The 16,678-nt window shown below is 63.5% G+C and carries 16 protein-coding genes; 8 read left to right on the forward strand and 8 right to left on the reverse strand.

The window, feature by feature from the left end; all coding sequences use genetic code 11:
* Nucleotides 1–34 precede the first annotated feature (34 nt).
* Complete coding sequence (gap, locus tag G9463_RS16245; protein WP_004959036.1) at nt 35–1,039, reverse strand: type I glyceraldehyde-3-phosphate dehydrogenase; 1,005 nt, start codon at nt 1,037–1,039, stop codon at nt 35–37.
* A gap of 201 nt (nt 1,040–1,240) precedes the next feature.
* Here gap and G9463_RS16250 point away from each other — a divergent pair, with 201 nt between their 5' ends.
* Nucleotides 1,241–1,627: an Hsp20/alpha crystallin family protein gene (locus G9463_RS16250; protein WP_004590910.1), complete on the forward strand. Its 387-nt coding sequence runs from the start codon at nt 1,241–1,243 to the stop codon at nt 1,625–1,627.
* 51 nt (nt 1,628–1,678) lie between these two features.
* Here the strand turns inward: G9463_RS16250 and G9463_RS16255 are convergent, their stop codons facing one another.
* Nucleotides 1,679–2,542 (reverse strand): RimK family alpha-L-glutamate ligase, encoded by an 864-nt coding sequence (locus G9463_RS16255; RefSeq protein WP_165897274.1) that lies wholly within the window; start codon nt 2,540–2,542, stop codon nt 1,679–1,681.
* 176 nt (nt 2,543–2,718) lie between these two features.
* Here G9463_RS16255 and G9463_RS16260 point away from each other — a divergent pair, with 176 nt between their 5' ends.
* Nucleotides 2,719–3,150, forward strand: a complete 432-nt coding sequence (locus tag G9463_RS16260; protein WP_049938994.1) for a universal stress protein — start codon at nt 2,719–2,721, stop codon at nt 3,148–3,150.
* Nucleotides 3,151–3,207: 57 nt separating this feature from the next.
* Here the strand turns inward: G9463_RS16260 and G9463_RS16265 are convergent, their stop codons facing one another.
* Both G9463_RS16265 and G9463_RS16270 read right to left on the reverse strand, forming a co-directional pair.
* Nucleotides 3,208–3,405, reverse strand: a complete 198-nt coding sequence (locus G9463_RS16265; protein WP_165897275.1) for a hypothetical protein — start codon at nt 3,403–3,405, stop codon at nt 3,208–3,210.
* Between the two features lie 236 nt (nt 3,406–3,641).
* The gene (locus G9463_RS16270) at nt 3,642–4,175 is read right to left on the reverse strand and encodes a 50S ribosomal protein L16 (protein WP_007189393.1); all 534 of its coding nucleotides are present in this window, start codon (nt 4,173–4,175) and stop codon (nt 3,642–3,644) included.
* 217 nt (nt 4,176–4,392) lie between these two features.
* Between G9463_RS16270 and G9463_RS16275 the strand changes: the two genes are divergently transcribed.
* Both G9463_RS16275 and G9463_RS16280 read left to right on the forward strand, forming a co-directional pair.
* Nucleotides 4,393–5,391, forward strand: coding sequence for a glutathione S-transferase family protein (locus G9463_RS16275; protein ID WP_165897276.1), 999 nt, complete (start codon nt 4,393–4,395; stop codon nt 5,389–5,391).
* A 108-nt stretch (nt 5,392–5,499) separates the two neighbouring features.
* Complete coding sequence (locus G9463_RS16280) at nt 5,500–5,973, forward strand: type IV pilin N-terminal domain-containing protein (protein WP_165897282.1); 474 nt, start codon at nt 5,500–5,502, stop codon at nt 5,971–5,973.
* Between the two features lie 31 nt (nt 5,974–6,004).
* Here G9463_RS16280 and G9463_RS16285 read toward each other — a convergent pair whose 3' ends face one another.
* The gene (locus G9463_RS16285; protein ID WP_004959024.1) at nt 6,005–7,057 is read right to left on the reverse strand and encodes a TrmB family transcriptional regulator; all 1,053 of its coding nucleotides are present in this window, start codon (nt 7,055–7,057) and stop codon (nt 6,005–6,007) included.
* Nucleotides 7,058–7,230: 173 nt separating this feature from the next.
* On the opposite strand from G9463_RS16285, the gene G9463_RS16290 reads away from it, so the two are divergent.
* A complete protein-coding gene (locus G9463_RS16290; protein ID WP_165897277.1) occupies nt 7,231–9,249 on the forward strand; it encodes a glycoside hydrolase family 15 protein in 2,019 nt (672 codons plus the stop codon).
* Nucleotides 9,250–9,356: 107 nt separating this feature from the next.
* Here the strand turns inward: G9463_RS16290 and G9463_RS16295 are convergent, their stop codons facing one another.
* Both G9463_RS16295 and G9463_RS16300 read right to left on the reverse strand, forming a co-directional pair.
* Entirely contained in the window at nt 9,357–10,523 is a 1,167-nt protein-coding gene (locus G9463_RS16295; RefSeq protein ID WP_004959020.1) for an ABC transporter ATP-binding protein, read from the reverse strand.
* Between the two features lie 92 nt (nt 10,524–10,615).
* Nucleotides 10,616–12,709: an alpha-amylase family glycosyl hydrolase gene (locus G9463_RS16300; RefSeq protein WP_165897278.1), complete on the reverse strand. Its 2,094-nt coding sequence runs from the start codon at nt 12,707–12,709 to the stop codon at nt 10,616–10,618.
* Nucleotides 12,710–12,920: 211 nt separating this feature from the next.
* Between G9463_RS16300 and G9463_RS16305 the strand changes: the two genes are divergently transcribed.
* Genes G9463_RS16305 through G9463_RS16315 form a run of 3 tightly spaced genes read left to right on the forward strand, consistent with a single transcriptional unit; the run spans nt 12,921 to nt 16,252 of the window.
* The gene (locus G9463_RS16305) at nt 12,921–14,201 is read left to right on the forward strand and encodes a substrate-binding domain-containing protein (RefSeq protein ID WP_193569658.1); all 1,281 of its coding nucleotides are present in this window, start codon (nt 12,921–12,923) and stop codon (nt 14,199–14,201) included.
* Between the two features lie 9 nt (nt 14,202–14,210).
* Nucleotides 14,211–15,173, forward strand: a complete 963-nt coding sequence (locus tag G9463_RS16310; RefSeq protein ID WP_011224170.1) for a carbohydrate ABC transporter permease — start codon at nt 14,211–14,213, stop codon at nt 15,171–15,173.
* On the forward strand, nt 15,173–16,252 hold the full coding sequence (locus tag G9463_RS16315; protein ID WP_165897280.1) for a sugar ABC transporter permease: 1,080 nt from the start codon (nt 15,173–15,175) through the stop codon (nt 16,250–16,252). The genes G9463_RS16310 and G9463_RS16315 overlap by 1 nt, the downstream gene beginning before the upstream one ends.
* Here G9463_RS16315 and G9463_RS16320 read toward each other — a convergent pair.
* On the reverse strand, nt 16,249–16,678 hold a 430-nt coding region (locus G9463_RS16320), incomplete at its 5' end, for a DUF4864 domain-containing protein (protein WP_165897281.1). The two genes, G9463_RS16315 and G9463_RS16320, sit on opposite strands and share 4 nt — an antisense overlap.

Here is a 16,678-nt window from a genome sequence, read left to right on the forward strand (position 1 = left end):
TAAATCTTACTGGCGTCGAAAACCGTTTCCGCGCTTACTCGGTGATGTACTCGGCTACGTCGAGCATCCGGTTCGAGAAGCCGTACTCGTTGTCGTACCAAGTGAGGATCTTCGTCATTCCGGAGACGACGTTCGTCGACTGCAGGTCGACCTGCGTGGAGTACGGGTCCCCGAGGATGTCGGAGGAGACGACATCATCGCTCGTGACGCCCAGCACGCCTTCGAGGTCGCCGGCGGCGGCTTCCTCGAAGGCGGCGTTGACGTCGCTCTCCGTCACGTCGTCGTCAAGGTCGACGACGAACTCGGTAATGGAGCCGTTCGGCACCGGGACGCGAATGGCCATCCCGTCGAGTTTGCCCTCAAGCTCGGGCAGGACCTCGGTGGCCGCCTGCGCAGCACCGGTCGAGGTCGGAATGATGTTTTCGGCGGCCGCACGGCGACGGCGTGGCTTGCCGTTCGGGCCGTCCATCAGGTTCTGGGAGCCGGTGTAGGCGTGGACCGTCGTTAGCTGGCCGGCGTTGATGCCGAACTCCTCGTCGAGGACCTTCGCGACCGGCGTGATGGAGTTGGTCGTACAGGAGGCGTTCGAGACGACATCTTCGCCCTCGTATTCGTCGTGGTTGACGCCGTAGACGAGCTGCTTGACCGGCTCGTCGCCCTTCGGCGGGGCGGAGATGAGGACCTTGTCGGCCCCGGCGTCGAGATGCTGGCTCGCGTCCTCCTTGGTGCGGAAGATGCCGGTCGCCTCGAAGGCCACGTCAACGTCAAGGTCCTCCCATGGGAGCTGTGTGGGATCGGTCTCGTGGAAGATGCCTGCCTCGAAGTCGGTGCCCTCGACTGTGAGGACGCCGTCGTCGACGCTGGCCCCTTCGAGTTCGCCCATGACGGTGTCGTACTGGGCGAAGTAATCGATCTCGGAATCGTCCATGACGTCGTTGATACCGACGATCTCGACGTCGTCGTTGTGTAACGATGCGCGGAATACGTTGCGGCCGATACGGCCGAAGCCGTTGAGGCCGACGCGGACTGGCTTACTCATTGGTGTCTAGAGAGGCAGTCGGTCAGTGTAAAATGTTTTCGGATTTGTTGTAAATTTGTGTTTGTTTATGCGTGTTCGGGCGCGAATGATTAATAGTGATGATGCTAGCCCGACTGAGGGTGCCCCCTCGACAGTGTCAGCTAACAGGGACTAGGTTCGTCCGAAGGCTTTTGAAACGGACGGACGTACTGACCTATAGGAATGAGACGCGATGACAGTGACGACCCGTTCGACGAGTTCTTCCGGGAAATAGAGCGGATGATGGACGAGATGATGGGGGCCGAAGGCGACGTCCATATCGACCGGGACACCGGTGGCGGTGGGGCCGACCTCCACGTCGACGTTCACGAAACCGACGAGGAGATCCGGGTCGTCGCCGACGTTCCGGGTGTCGACAAGGACGCGATCGACCTCAAGTGCGACGGCACTGTCCTCACGATCAACGCCGAAAGTCCGGAGCGCGAGTACCACGAACGACTGACCCTACCGACCCGCGTCGACGAACACTCCGCCGCCGCGACGTACAACAACGGTATCCTCGAAGTCACCTTCGACCCCGAAGAGGACTCCGCGGACATCGAACTGTAGCGCGCACAGTACACCGTCTGTTTTTAAACTGAGAACAGCGCACTTGCTTCGCTACTGCTCCGCTGTTTGCCGTATCAATGCCGCCAGGTCGTCCCAGAAGCCGTCCTCGTACTTCGTTGCCGAGTCGATCGTCGGGCGGGCGTTCGTCTCGTTGACTACTGCACGGTTCTCGGTTACCAGCAGGTCGACGCCGAGGTACGGAATCGCCAGCTCGTCGGCCGCGTCTTCGGCTAGTTCCCGCAGCGCTGCTGGTAGTGCCTGCCCTTCAGCTTCGGCCCCGCGGTGGACGTTGTGCTTCCACCGGCCCTGCTCGCGGCTCGCTTCGGGGAGGCGGCGCTCGACCGCCCCGACGTACTCACCGTCGACGACCATCACGCGGTAGTCGGCAGCGTCGGCGATGTACTCCTGCACGAGAAACGACTGGTCGCCGGCCGCGCGGTAGTCGTGGACCAGGTCGAGGTAGTCGACGATGCCGAGAAACGAATCCAGGTCGTGGGCCTTTGCGACGCCGACGCCGCGGGTCGTCGAGTTCGGCTTCACGACCACGGGCGGGTCGAACCGCTCGAACGCCGCGGTCAGCTCGGCCTCACTCGCCGGGTTCGACACCACGACGGTCTTGGGAACGGGCACGTCCGCACGGCCGAGGCGCGCCAGTACGTCGGCCTTGTTTCGTGAGCGGAGGATGGCCTCGCGGTCGTTGACCCACGGCACGTCCAGCATGGCGTCGGCGACCGCTCCCTCCATGATTCGGGAGGGATAGACGAAGCCTACGTCGTATTCGTCGAAGGGGCTCTCATCAAGCGGCAGCGTCCGCTCGGCCGTTTCGACGTGGCCCACCTCAATATTCCGGGCCGCCAGCGGGGCCTGCATCCGCTCGAAAGTCTCGGCGTTCGTGGCGACGGCCAGCCTGTGCATGGCTTTTCGTTGTCGTGGAGAGATAAAATACGCTCGCAGCCACACAGTCGAGGCCCTGTCGCGCGCCTCGTTCCGACCGCCACAATCCACAGAATAGCGGGTAGAGTGGATGAATACGCAACTATCTTCAAAATTGTCAGACAAATACTAAGTATGTTGGGGAGAATAGGCCACGCGTGTACGACGATATCCTCTTTCCGACAGATGGGAGTGACGGCGCAGACGAGGCGCTCGCACACGCGCTCGAACTGGCAGCGACGCACGACGCGACGATTCACGTGCTCTCTGTCGTCGATTCGACGTATCTCGGAAGCGCCGCGGCAGAAGCAACGACCATCGAATCGCTGCAGGAACAGACCGAGCAGGTCATCGACGAGACTATCGACGATATCGCCGCCCACGGCGCGGCCGTTGTTGCCGAGCACCGAATGGGCGACCCCTATGAGGAGATTATCGACTACGCCGAGACGGCGGGTGTCGATATGATCGTTATGGGAACCCACGGGCGGAGCGGTCTGGATCGGTTTCTGCTGGGGAGCGTCACCGAGAAAGTTGTTCGGACGGCGGACGCGCCGGTGTTGACGGTCCGACTGTCCGGCGATACGTAGCGGGCACCCGCTAGCAGCGCTGGTCTCCCGTGTGGTGTGGCGGGCCGTTCTGCTGAGTCACCCGCCGCTACGACTTCGTCGGAGTACCCACAGCACGAGGAGCGCGCCCTCGACTCGGGCGGCGCTGTACACCCACGGGCGCAGGTCTATCTCGTCGCCGTTTGTCGTTGCAAGCCCCATCCAGAAGTCGACGACTTTCCGGGGCCGGAGCAGTTCGAGGACGCCAAGAACCAGGAGTGCGAGTCGGAACGCCATACGTGATGGTACGCTGGACCGGTCCAAGAGTATTGTGGGTACTGGTAACATACAACAAGACCGCGGCTACGACTGCGTTATCCAGCGACTGGGATGGGACTCTTTGGAGCGACGCGGAAAAACGAGGCCGGGCGGTTGTCCCGCCTGTGAAGGCGAGAAAACACCGCTGTCCGACTTACGCGGTACGCAGTTTTTCGCCACGTTCTGTGAACGGCGAGTGGCCGTTGCTGATTGACTTACGCAATCAGCAGCTCTTCGCCGCGCTCGACCTTGATGCGGCAAGAAGGAGTGATCTTGTTGTAGGCACGGCGGAACGCTTCCTTGACGTGCTCTGCGTCTTCGACGTTACAGTAGGCGGTGAACAGCTGTTCGCCGGCCTGAACGCGGGCGGCGGTGCCGACGATCTTCCCGAAGGCGGCACGCATCCCGTCGGAGACACGGTCGGCCCCGGCACCGGTCGCCTGCTTGTTCTCGCGCAGGACCTGGTGAGGGAACTTCCGCAGCGTCATCTTGTAGTCACCCTCTTCGCCGAGCTCCTTGATCAGGTGGCGGTTGGCCGACAGGCGGGAGGCCTCCAGCGAGCCGTGACGGAGCTGGACAGTCTCCTCGACGATGAGGCTGATCTGGACGGGGTAATCGTCGGCGTCCTTCTGTTTACGGCCCATCTTGTGCTGTGCGATCTTCGACCCGGGAATGCCTGTGATGTATTCGCGTCGGGTGTACGCGGGCTTGTCGATGTCCCGGTACATTGAGGCGGGTTTGTCCGACATAGGTACTCTTGGAGAATACGTCGCCGAGCGGCCCAATAAGGGCTTCGAACCCGCCCGGCGGCGTGCTGGTGTGTCCCACACAACCGTGAGCGGGCCCAAACTGGCCGTTGCTGTGATGGCTGTGTCGGCAGTTTGCTGTCCGTGTGGGTGTCAGTGTGTTCTGGTAACACCGCTGTCACCGCGTTCTTTTACGCTTTGCGCACATATCATAGATACCATGAATATGCTCGTTGACGGCGAGTGGCGGACTGACGCATACGAAACTACGAACGAGGACGGGGCCTTCGACCGGCAGGACACAACCTTCCGTGACCGGGTCGAGGACGACCCCGACGCGCGGTTCCAGCCTGAAGCCGGCCGGTACCACCTGTACGCTTGCCGCGCCTGTCCGTGGGCCCACCGGATTCTGGTCGCCCGGAAGCTGCTGGGACTCGAAGACGCCATCACCGTCGACTACGTCGACCCGTTCCGCGGCGAGGACGGCTGGCAGTTCACGCCCGAGAAGGCGGGCTGTACGCCGGATACGGTCAACGGGTCGGACTACCTCCGCGAGGTCTATGTCGAAGCCGACCCCGACGCGACCTGCCGCGTGACAGTGCCGGTGCTGTGGGACAAGCAGGAAGAGACTATCGTCAACAACGAGTCCGAGGAGATCCTCCAAATGCTCGATACCGAGTTCGACGACGTGTCGGACAACGACGTTGACCTCTACCCCGAGGGCTATCAAGACGAGGTCGATCGTATCATCGACGACATCTACGAGCCGATCAACAACGGCGTCTATCGGTCTGGCTTCGCCGATAGCCAGTCGGCCTACGACGAGGCCGTCGAGGAACTGTTCGACGCGCTGGACCACTGGGATACTGTCCTCGAAGACCAGCGTTTCCTCGCCGGCGACCGCCTGACTGAGGCGGATATCTGTCTGTTCACGACGCTCGTTCGCTTCGACGAGGTGTATCACACCCACTTCATGTGCAACCACAAGCTCATTCGCGAGTACGACAACCTCTGGCCGTACCTCCGGGACCTCTACCAGCTCCCCGGTGTCGCTGAGACGGTGAACATGGACCACATCACGGAGCACTACTACACCACCCACCCCGACGTGAGCCCGAAGCGTATCGTCCCGATGGGTCCCGACCCTGACTTCGAGGCTGCCCACGACCGCGACGAACTGCCGGGCGACCTCCCCGAGACGCTCTTTCCGACGGCGTAACCGGGCAGTATCGCTGTCGGATATCGAACGCTGAGTCGACGCTGTCCCTTTTATACACCCAGTTCTCACCTGTGTTCAATGAGTCGGGTAGATGATCGAAGCCGGGCTGTGAGCCCGGTCATTGGTGTTGTTATTCTTGTCGGCATTGTTGCAATTCTCGCCGCCACCGTCGGCGTGTTCGCGCTCGGCTTCAGCGAACAGCAGCCGACACGGGCCCCACAGGTCGCTATCGTGGCTGACTACAACGAGCGGACCACCGGCAACGGGGAGTATCTGAATCTCAGCTTCAGCAGCGGTGACACCGTCTACAGGAACAATCTCTCTGTCGTCGTCTCCGGTGCCAAGAGTTCCGGCGGCACCGACGTGACGCTTGACACTAATCCAATACAGGCACAGGCCTCGACGCGGATTACGTCGGGGACAGAAATTACGATACACCAGGGGCAGTTCACCGGCATCCCGAGCGGGGACCATCTGGACCTGCGTGACGCGACGCTGCGACTCGTCTGGAACCCCGCTGACGAACCGGAGTCGGAAACGTACGTTATCTATCGCTGGCCGGACCCGAGCCAGCGCAACTGAGCCGCTTGGGTTTCAGGCGGGACGAAGTCCGTCACTCGGCCAGCGAGAGTGTGACTGCGTCGGTTTCGTAGTCCTCGAGGAACGACCCGGAGCCGCCCAGCGAGACAGTCCGGTCGCCGATGTCGACGACCAGCGTGTGTTCGATGGGGTAGGAGTTTGTCTCCGGCTCGACGAGGCCCTGTTTCGTCTCAACGACGGTCCCCTCGATGGTGGTGGTGTCGTCGTCGGCCTGTACCGCCCGCACGTCTGCGGAGACGTGGATATCGTGGTCGGCGCGCAGGTGGAGCGTCGCCTGCAGAACGGCGTGACGGAAGTCGTGGTATGTGGCCGGGAGCGGAGCCGGGTCGGTGACGGCCACCTCGGTGGCCATCAGCCAGTAGTTCCCGAGGAACGACCCCGACAGTACCGGGACGAGTTGTTGCTGGACGAAGGCGATAGCGCGCTGGTCGGAGTTGGTGCGTGTCACCATTTCGGCCGGCGAGACGAGGCCGAACTGGGCGTCGACGGTGAGCATTATTGGCATCGGCTGGTCCCAGGACCGGACCACGGAGGCCAGCCCACTCGCGTCGTCCGAGCGCAGGTCGTCGGCGCTGCTGACGACCAGCATCACGAGGACGCCGCGGTCGACGGCCGCACCCAGTTCCTCCGAAATCTCCGGGAGGTACTGCTGGGGAACCGACAGCATGATCTCGCGCTCCGCGTTCCTGATGTACTCCGTGAGCCGTTTGATGACCGTCACCCGCGACTTGATGACGTCGAACTGCTGGGGTTCTCGCGCACTCGCAGAGTATCGGGAATCGAGTGCCCCGCTCATCTCTTCGAGCCGGTCGGTCAGGGCGTCGATGACCTCCTCGGGTGGCCGGGCGCGGATCGTCGTGGGCACGACGTGGTCGTTGACCTCGACGAACCCACGGTCTTCGAGCGATTCACTGATGCTGTAGACGTACCGTTTGGAAACGCCGGTGTCGTCGGCGATTTCGCTGGCTGTGGCCTCGCCGCTGCTGAGAATCGACAGGTACGTGTCGACTTCCTTCTCCGACAGGCCCAGTTGTTCCAGCCTGTCCCTGAGAGTCGAATCGTCCATCTGTTCACATCTGGTAACGGCGGCGGATAACTGTGTTTCGGTGCTGTGTAACCCGGAAACGCCTTCGAAGCTGCCGGCACGGGTATCTGCCCTCGACTGCCCGACACTGGGTTTATAAGAATGAAAAACTATTACACCATATTTTATATCCCCTGCAGTGGTGTCTCTCTCTAATGACGCTCCGGACGGCACTCAACGACTTCAAGCGGACGCGGGACCGCCGCCACCAGTTCCCGGGTGAACTCCGCTCTACGACGGGCAGTTTCTCCGGACTTGACAGCCGCTTGGTGCATGTTGACAACGACGGCTCGCTGCGGGACTACTCCTATCCACTGTGTGGGCTCACAGGAATCGACCGCTCGCGGTTCGGCATCGAAACGGGTTCGACGACGTGGTTCAGCGCCGACGCTGACCAGCGGTATCGCGGTGACGCCGGTGTCGTCGAGACGATCCACGACTGCGGCGACTGGGCCGTCGTCCAGACGGACTGCACCATCGAGCAGGCCCACGTCACCCGGTTCGAACTTCGCGGCGACGCGCCCGCCGACGTGTCGCTTCGGGCGTTCGTCGATTTCGCACCAGACGGACGGACCGGCCAGCAGAGCCTGCTGATGCACGGAAACTCCGTCGAGGCCTACCACCGGTCCGAACACGCCTTCATTGGCGTCTCTACCGAACTCGACACTGTTGCGGGCCAGATTCCCGAGCGGTTCTCCGAACTCGTCGACGACGACCCGGTCTCGTTCCCTCGGGACACCGGTGCGCGCCGGTACGAGGATACGACGCTCACCGGTGGTGTCCTGCTGTCCGCGCCGTTTGTCGACGGCGGCGTCACGCTGACGACGCTGTTGACGGACACGAACGAAACCGGGCGTGATGCGGCGCTGTCAACCATCAACCGGCTGGTGAGCGACCACTACACCGCTGAGACGCTGCTCGAAGCCGGCCAGGCGCAGCGGCGATGGCGCGTCCCCGCGGAGACGCCGAGCCGCGAAAGCGTCGTGGCCGACCTCAGGGTCCTCTCGCTGCTATCGGCCGCGAACGGGGCCAGAATCGCCGCGCCGGACTTCGACCCGTACTACGTCACCTCCGGCGGCTACGGCTACACGTGGTTCCGCGACGACGCCGAGATATCGGCCTTCCTGCTCGAAGCCGACGGGACGTTCGACCTCGGACTCGATTCGTGGCACCAGCGCTCCGCCGAATTCTACTGTCGCACGCAGCAACCGGACGGGAGCTGGCCCCACCGTGTCTGGCCCGGCGACGAGACGCTCGCGCCAGGCTGGGCGAACGCCCGGCTCGAAAGCGGTTCAGATGCGGACTATCAGGCTGACCAGACTGCGAGTGTCACCACTTTCCTCGCGACGTATCTCCGGACCGGCGAGCCGGCCGACCCTGAGTGCATCGAAGCCACGCTCGGGCGCGCCGTCGAGAGCATCGACGACACGCTGGCCGACGACGGCCTCCCCATTGCCTGCCAGAACGCCTGGGAGAACATGCAGGGTCGGTTCACGCACACCGCTGCGACCTTCCTGCACGCCTACGCGGCCGTTGCCCGCGCGCCCGTCTGCGCCACGCTCCGAGACCACGCCCGGTCGCAGGCCGAGACGGTGTTGTCTTCGCTGGACGCGCTGTGGACCGGTGACCGCTACGCCCTTCGTGAACACGATGGGACCATCGACAACCGACTGGACTCCGCGACGCTGGCCCTCCCCGCTGCCTGTCGCGTCGCTGCCGAAGCTATCGACCTGCCAGCGGAGACCCGCGACCGGCTCTACACCCACGTCGAGACGACACTTGACGGGCTGGAACGGGACACCGGCGACATCCGCGGTCTCATCCGCTTCGAGGGCGACGACTGGCGGCGTGGCTCGCAAGACCGCGAGAAAATCTGGACCGTCTCGACGTCGTGGGGCGCAAACAGTGCCGCCCAGCTGGGTGCCCTCCTGCGTGACGCCGACGACAGCAGAGCGGCGGCGGCCTACACCCGGTCCCGGGACCTGCTGGGGGAGATTCTTCCCGGCGGCTCACTCGTCCAGTCCAGCGGCTACCTCCCCGAGCAACTGTTCGACGACGGTACGCCGGACTGTGGGACGCCGCTTGGCTGGCCCCACGCACTCCGGCTGGCCACTGTGGCCCACCTCGATGACGCCGGGGAACTCACTGCTGAGCCGCTGAGCGTCCGCGAATAACTCCTTCTACGCGGCCTGTTCACTTCGGAGCATCGCGAAGGAATGGAAGAATGTCTGCCTGACCGAAAACAGTGACTACGTCCGGGACCGGACCACTGACTGCTGCCCTACTGTGGCGTTGCAACGGGCGCGTCCTCGCCGGCCGTAACAGCTTCTCCGGTCTCCGGGTCGAACAGATGGACGGCGGATTCGTCGAACGACACCTGCACACGGTCGCCGATGGCCGGCTCAACGTCGGTGCTGACCCTGGCGATGAAATCCGGCGCGCCATCGCCCTCGAATCCGGTCTTCGATTCGCCCAGGTCGAGATAGAGATAGTTGTCGCTGCCGATGGGTTCGAGCACGTCGACTGTCGCCGGGACGGCGTTCTGGTCGCCGCCGTCGCTGACCGAAACGTGCTCCGGTCGGATACCCAGCACGTACGACCCGCGCTGGATGTCGCCGAAGGCACTGGCGCGGCCGCCCGTGAGGTCATAGGAAAAGTCGTCGTGCGCGCCGGTAAGCCGTACGCCGCTGCTGAGCGGCTCCGCGGTCACGTCGAGGAAGTTCATCGAGGGCGAGCCGACGAAGCCGCCGACGAACTGGTTCGTCGGGTTCTCGTACACCGTCTTCGGCCGGCCGGCCTGCTGGAGCTTCCCGTCGTTGAGGATGACGATGCGGTCGCCCATGGTCATGGCTTCTTCCTGGTCGTGGGTGACGTAGACAGCCGTAATTCCGAGCTCTTCTTGCAGGCGCTGGATTTCCGTCCGCATCGTCGTCCGGAGCTTCGCGTCGAGGTTGCTGAGTGGCTCGTCGAAGAGGAACACGTCGGGCTCGCGGACAATGGCGCGCCCGAGCGCGACCCGCTGCTTCTGGCCGCCGGAGAGCTGGTCCGGCGTGTCATCAAGCAGGTCGCCGATACCCATCATCTCCGCCGTCTCGGTGACTCGCTCCTGCCGTTCCGCCTTCGAGAGGTCCGTGCTCATCCGGAGGCCAAACGCCATGTTCTGTCGGATGGACTTGTGCGGGTACAGCGCGTAGTTCTGGAACACCATCGCCACGTCGCGCTTGCGGGCGTGGACGTCTGTTACGTCCTCGTCGCCGATGCGGATACGGCCGCTCGTCGGCCGCTCAAGCCCGGCAATCATCCGCAGTGTCGTCGATTTCCCACACCCCGACGGGCCGACGACCGTTACGAACTCCCCATCGTCGATGGACAGGTCGATGTCGTCGACCGCCACGATGGAGCCACCGTCGAACTCCTTGCGGAGACCGTCTAGTTCGAGACTCGCCATTACACGGAGTCTCACACCCATCGCTAATAAGTTTGATGGGATTTTTCATAGAAGTTCTAGCGGAGTCGGTTCGGTTGTGGAACCGAGCGCTGTCAGCGCTCTCTCGCCGCCGGTACCACAACGATATCGCCGACCTCGACTGTCCCGTCGCCGCCGACCGGATTGCCGCTGAGAAGGTCGGTCTCTTCGTCGATGGTGTCGAGTGAGACCTTCGCTGTTCCGTCGCCGAAGTGCAGGACGACCACCAGCGTCTCATCGCCGTCGGTGCGCTCGTACGCGACGACTCTGTCAGCATCGCCTGTCTCGACGGTGTGGGCAACCGGGCACACCCCGGGCGCGCGCAGTGCCGCGTGGTCCGCTCGCAGCGCCACCAGTTGCCGGTGGAAGTCGGTTAAGTCGTTGTCGCCGTCGTGCCAGCGCATCGTCCCGCGTTGCTGTTCGACGCCCCGTTCCTGCCCGGCGTATATCATCGGCGTCCCGGGGAGGGTAAACGTGGCCCCGACAGCCGCCCGTAGTGACGCGGCCCCGTACTGGTCGAGGTAGCGGTCTTCGTCGTGGTTGTCGACATACCGCATGTGGCCGGCACGGTCGGGATAGCCGTGCTCGGCCGTCGCGTCGAGTGCTTCGAACAGCGCCGACGCCGGTTCCGCGCCCGTCCCGATGTCACGGAGCGTGTCGAACAGGTCCGTGTCGTAGTGGAGGTCGAACTCGTTCTCGGCGAAGGCGGCGTCACGCGGCACCGTCTCGTCGAGTAGCAGGAACTCCGGGTCGTCGGCTTTCACCCGCTCCCGGACCTCCTTCCAGAAGCCGTGTGGTACACCCCAGGCAACGTCACAGCGGAACCCGTCGACCACGTCGCGCCACTCCTCGACCACGTCGAGCATCCAGCGCCGAACGTCGAGCGAATCGTAGTTGAGGTTCGGAATCCGTGTCCAGTTGAAGTAGTAACCCGGCGCATCCGTTCCTGCCCAGTCGACGTCGGAGACATCCTGTGACACCGGGATTCGCTCGTAATAGTCGGCGTACTCGGGGACACCGGCCCGGTGAAGCTGGAACGCCGGGTGGTCCCACGAGCTGTGGTTGATGACTAGGTCGAAGACAACCCGAATCCCGGCGTCGTGGAGTCGGTCGACCAGCGACTCGAACTCTTCGCGTGTTCCCAGGTCCTCGGCAGTGTCAAAGAAGTCAGTGATGTGGTAGCCGTGGCGGGTCGGACTTGCCTGAACAGGGGTGAGCCACACTACGTCGACGCCCAGCGACTCGATATAGGGGACCCGCCGCTCGATAGCCTCGAAGGTCGTGTCGACGGTTTCGCCGGCGAACGACCGGACGAATATCTCGTAGATGGTGGCGTCGCTGGCCCAGGCCGGCGGGTCGGCCGGCCGCGAGACGGACACTGTCTCGCCCGTGCCCGCGTCCTCGCTTTCCCTGCCACACTCCACGATTAGCGTGTCCGCGACGCTGTGGCGCTCGGCGACGGCAACCGCGTGAACGCGGGCCATCTCCGCCAGGCCTTCGTGTGGCACCCGGAGTTCGTCGCCGTCGATGGTCACGGCCGACTCTTCCAGCGCGTCGCGGCCGTCGAGATAGAACTCGACTTCCGGTTCGCTCCCCGACGGGGCCGCGCGGGCGTCCGCCGAGACGACGAAGTCTCCGTCCACCGTCTCGCCGGTGAGTTCGACCCGGGGGCGACCGGGGCCTTCGACGGTGACCTCGTCGGTCGCGGTCGATTCGAAGGAGCCGTCGAAACTGAAAATGGCGTGGTGGGTTCCCGGTGGGAGTTCGGCCTCGATGACCCACTCGTCGCCGTCGCGCTCGGCCCAGTGGATGCCCATCGTGAAATCGTTGAACGTCCCGATAACGATGGCGCGGTCGTCGAGGCCGCCGGTATCGTCGTCGTAGTCGAAGTCGTCTTTCGTGACGCTGAACCGGGCCGTCTCGGTGATGCTCGGGAACGCTCGGACGACTTGCCCGTGTGTGCCGTCCGGCACGATTAGCTCGGCTCGATAGACGCCCGGAGTGTCTGGTTCGAGGTGACCGATTGGGCCGTCGCCAAGCGTTGCCGTACTCGCAGCTGGCCGCTTGACTAGCCGCCACTCGGCAGCCATGTCGGGGTCGGGCTGGCGCGGGGCCAGTTCCACCGATTCGCCGACGGTGGCGAACCGCGGCGGTCCTGGATGATGCATACGCCTACGGTGCGGGGTCGGTACTGTGAGTGTTACGCTTCTGGTTAGATTTTAGAAAAAATATTACTTCGTTTATTCTACCACGGCCGGTTTACTGAAACCGATACACAGCGAGACGATTTCACACCGGCTCTCGGAATCTATCATCATTGTCTCCTTCTATTTCCGAATGATTTAAGTTGTGAAAGACTATTTCATCCCATATCTACCCATGACAATGGAACGACGGACGGTGCTCAAACGGATCGGCGGTGTCGGGGCGGCTACAGCCCTTGCTGGCTGTAGTGTGCAAGAGCAGGGCAGTGGCGGCTCAGAGGGGGAAACGGCTTCCGGCGACGGATCGGGCGATGGGGCAAGCGGCGGGAGTCAGCAGTCCGGCGGGACCGCGACGGCGTGGTACCAGCTTCAGGATTCAGAGATACCTGCCCGCGAGGACGCGATGGAGACGTTCGCGAGTGAGACGGAGTTCGGCGTCGACGGGTCGGACATCTCCAACATGGAAAAGAAGACCACGAGCGCGATTCCGGCCGGGCAGGGGCCGGAGGTCTTCGAGTGGGCACACGACTGGGTGGGCGACTACTACCAGCGCGAGTTCGTCGTCGACCAGTCCGACGAACTCTCCGTGAGCTTAGACCAGTTCACGGACGCCGCCGCCTCCGCCGTCCAGTTCGACGACGCCGTCGTCGGCCTCCCGCACTCGGCGGAGACGGTGACGCTCATCTACAACACGGACATCGTCAACGAAGCGCCCGAGACTATCGACGACATGGTGTCGGCCATGGAATCGTACCACGACCCGAGCAGCAGCCAGTACGGCCTCGCCGCGCCGTTTGACCCGTACTTCACGAGCGGGTGGATACAGGCCTTCGGTGGCTACTACTTCGACCCGGAGCAGGACCCGGCGCTCGGGCTGGATGCCGACGAAGCTATCGAGGGGCTCCAGTTCGCTCTCGACACCCTCCGTCCGTACATGCCCGACGACCCGAACTACGAACCGCAGGCTGCGACGTTCTCCGAGGGGAACGCCGCCTTCGCGGTCAACGGACCGTGGTATCTGGCGACGCTGAACCAGAGCGACGTGAACTACGAAGTGGCGACGTTCCCCGATATCGACGGCGGCGAGGTGACGCCGTACACCGGCATCTCGATGTGGTACTTCGCAGACGCGATGAGCGAGGGCGGGGCCGACGCCACGGCCGCCCGGAACTTCGTCGAGTGGTTCGCTACCAACGAGGACCACGCCACGCGACTCGCCGAGGAGCAGGGTTCGATTCCGGTGCTCGACAGCCTCGTCGGCAGCGACGAACTCCCCGACCACGTCCAGACGTACTCCCAGACCGTCAGCCAGGGGGTCCCGATGCCGACCGACCCGCGCATGAACAAGGTGTGGTCGCCGCTTGAGAACGCTCTTATCGAGGCGTTCAACGGCGATTCGAGCGCCGAGGATGCGCTGACAACCGCCGCCGAGGAAATCCGCAGCAACTGGGAGTAAGAAGCGCCCATGAGTACCGTTTCACGAGCGGCGGACCGCATCGAGTCGGTCCCGTTTCTGACGCGGGACGACGCGTCGTTACTGTTAGTGCTCCCGGGGCTGTTCGTCTTCTCGGCGTTCATGCTGTTCCCGGTCCTCTATCTGCTGGGGATCTCCTTTACCAACGCCCAGCCGGCGAATCTATTCGCCGGCGAGGGCGTCGTTGCCGTGCTCACGTTCGGTGACGCGCTGTTCGTCGGGCTGGAGAACTACGCTGACGTGCTGACTGACGGCCAGTTCTGGAACTCCTTCGGTGTCACCTGGCTGTTTGTCGCCACGAGCGTCACGCTCAAAATCGGAGCGAGTCTGGCTATCGCACTCGTCGTGACCAGCGAACTCGTCCGTGGCAAGCGTGTCCTGCGCTCGCTCATCATCTTCCCGATGGGGCTGCCGCCGATTTTCACTATCACCGTGTGGCGCGGCATCTTCAGTTCCGCCGAGTTCGGACTGATGAACCAGCTACTGACCGCGTTCGGGGCGAGTTCGGTCGCGTGGCTCTCGGGCCGCTGGACTGCCTTCGTCGCATACAACGTCACGGAGGCGTGGCTGGCGTACCCGTTCATGGTCATCATCACCGTCAGCGCACTCCAGGACGTGCCCGAAGAACTCCACGAGGCGGCCGTCGTCGACGGCGCGGGGTTCCTGGCACGCTTTGCCCACATCACCCTGCCGTCGATCAAGCGGCCCGTCCTGTTTGCGTCGATTCTGACATCTGCGGCGTCGTTCCAGCAGTTCCTCATTCCGTTCGTGTTCAACCAAGGCGGCCCGGCACGGGCGAACGAACTCATCGTCGTCTACGGCTATCGTGAGGCACTGTCGTTCCAGCAGTACGGTCGTGGTGCGGCCATCAGCATCATCGCGCTCGTGTTCATCGGCGCGTTCATGTGGCTCAACGTCAAGAAAGGGAAACTCGCCGACGGGGTGAACGACTGATGTTGCTTGGTGCAATCGCCCGGAAGCTCAGCGATGACATCAAGACATTCGCCACGATGCCCGCCCGAACCGTTCGAAAGTGGTCCTACACTGTGCAGGCGGTCCGTCGCGGCGAGCTACCCGCGTCGGAGGTTCTGAAGGTCATCCTCTCGACGATTGGCGCGACACTGGTGGTGCTGGCACTCCTCTTCCCGATCTACTGGATTCTGATGGCGGCTCTCTCCGGCTCCGGAAGCTCGCTGTACACCTCAGAGAGCTTCTCGCTGTTTCCCGCGAATCCAACGGTCAAACCGTTCATCTGGGTTATCGGCGACCTTATCGTCCCGTCGTATTCGATCTCCGCCGCCATCCCGTTCACTGACCTCGCCTTCGTGTTCCAGACGCCGGGGATCGAAATTCTGGACGCCTCCGACTACGGCGTCGACCGTCCGTCGGATTTCAAGCACTTCTTCTGGAACAGCCTCATGGTAGCGATTCCGACCGTGCTGATCGCGATGTCGCTTATTATTCCGGCAGCGTATGCCCTCTCGCGCCGGGAGTTCCTCTTCCGCCGAAAGGTCCTGTTCCTCTACGTGCTGATGACGCAGGTCGGGGGCGGCCTCGGCGTTGCCCTGCTCATTGGGATGTACGCGCTGTACGTCCAGTTCGGCATCAACGACAGCAAGCTGGCGCTTGCGGTGTACTACGCTGCGACTGCCGTGCCGTTCAACACGTGGTTGCTGAAGACCTACATGGACGGCATCCCGGTCTCCTACGAGGAGGCTGCCGTCGTCGACGGTGCGCCGCCGTGGCGGGTCGTCACGGAGGTTATCATTCCGATGTCGACTGCCGGGCTGGCGACGGTGTTCATCTTCGTCTTCCTCACCGGCTGGACGGAGTTCGTCGTCGCCCAGACGCTGCTGGGGACGGAGAACTACACGCTGCCGGTCGGCCTGTACGCGATGGTTGACGAGTACTCCATCCCGTGGGCGCGCTTCTCCGCGTTCGCGCTCACCTTCGCCTCGCCGATCATGCTGGCGTACCTGTTCGCCCAGCGCTACATCGAAGGCGGCCTCTCCTTCAGCGGGATGGAGGGCTAGGCCGGCGCGACGCCCGCCGTCATCCAGCAGCCCTCGTAGGGCGCCTCGGTCTGCTTTTCGACCGTCCACCGGTAGCTCGTCGTCGCTCCGGTCCCGTTGACGACCGTCACTGGCTGTGACGCGGTGTCGCCGTCGCGGTCGAGTGGTCCGTACCGCACGCCCGTCGCGTTCAGGAGCGGTTCGAATCCGCTCTGGATTGTCCGGACGAAGTTCGCGTACGGTCCTGTCAGGTCCCGGTTCGACGGGGACGCGAACTGCCAGGTGGTGTTGATGCCCTCGTTCGTCGCCGGGTCGTTGTTCTGCAGCGCCAGCACCTGAATGTGGACGACGAGTCCCGGCGGCCGCTCGCAGTTCGGTCGTAGTTCGAGGACCCGCGGCTGTGTCACCGCCGACCTGTTGGCGTCGACGGAGACGTTGCCCCAGTAC

This window comes from Haloarcula sp. JP-Z28 (assembly GCF_011440255.1).
In the GTDB taxonomy this organism is placed as follows: Archaea; Halobacteriota; Halobacteria; order Halobacteriales; family Haloarculaceae; genus Haloarcula; species Haloarcula marismortui.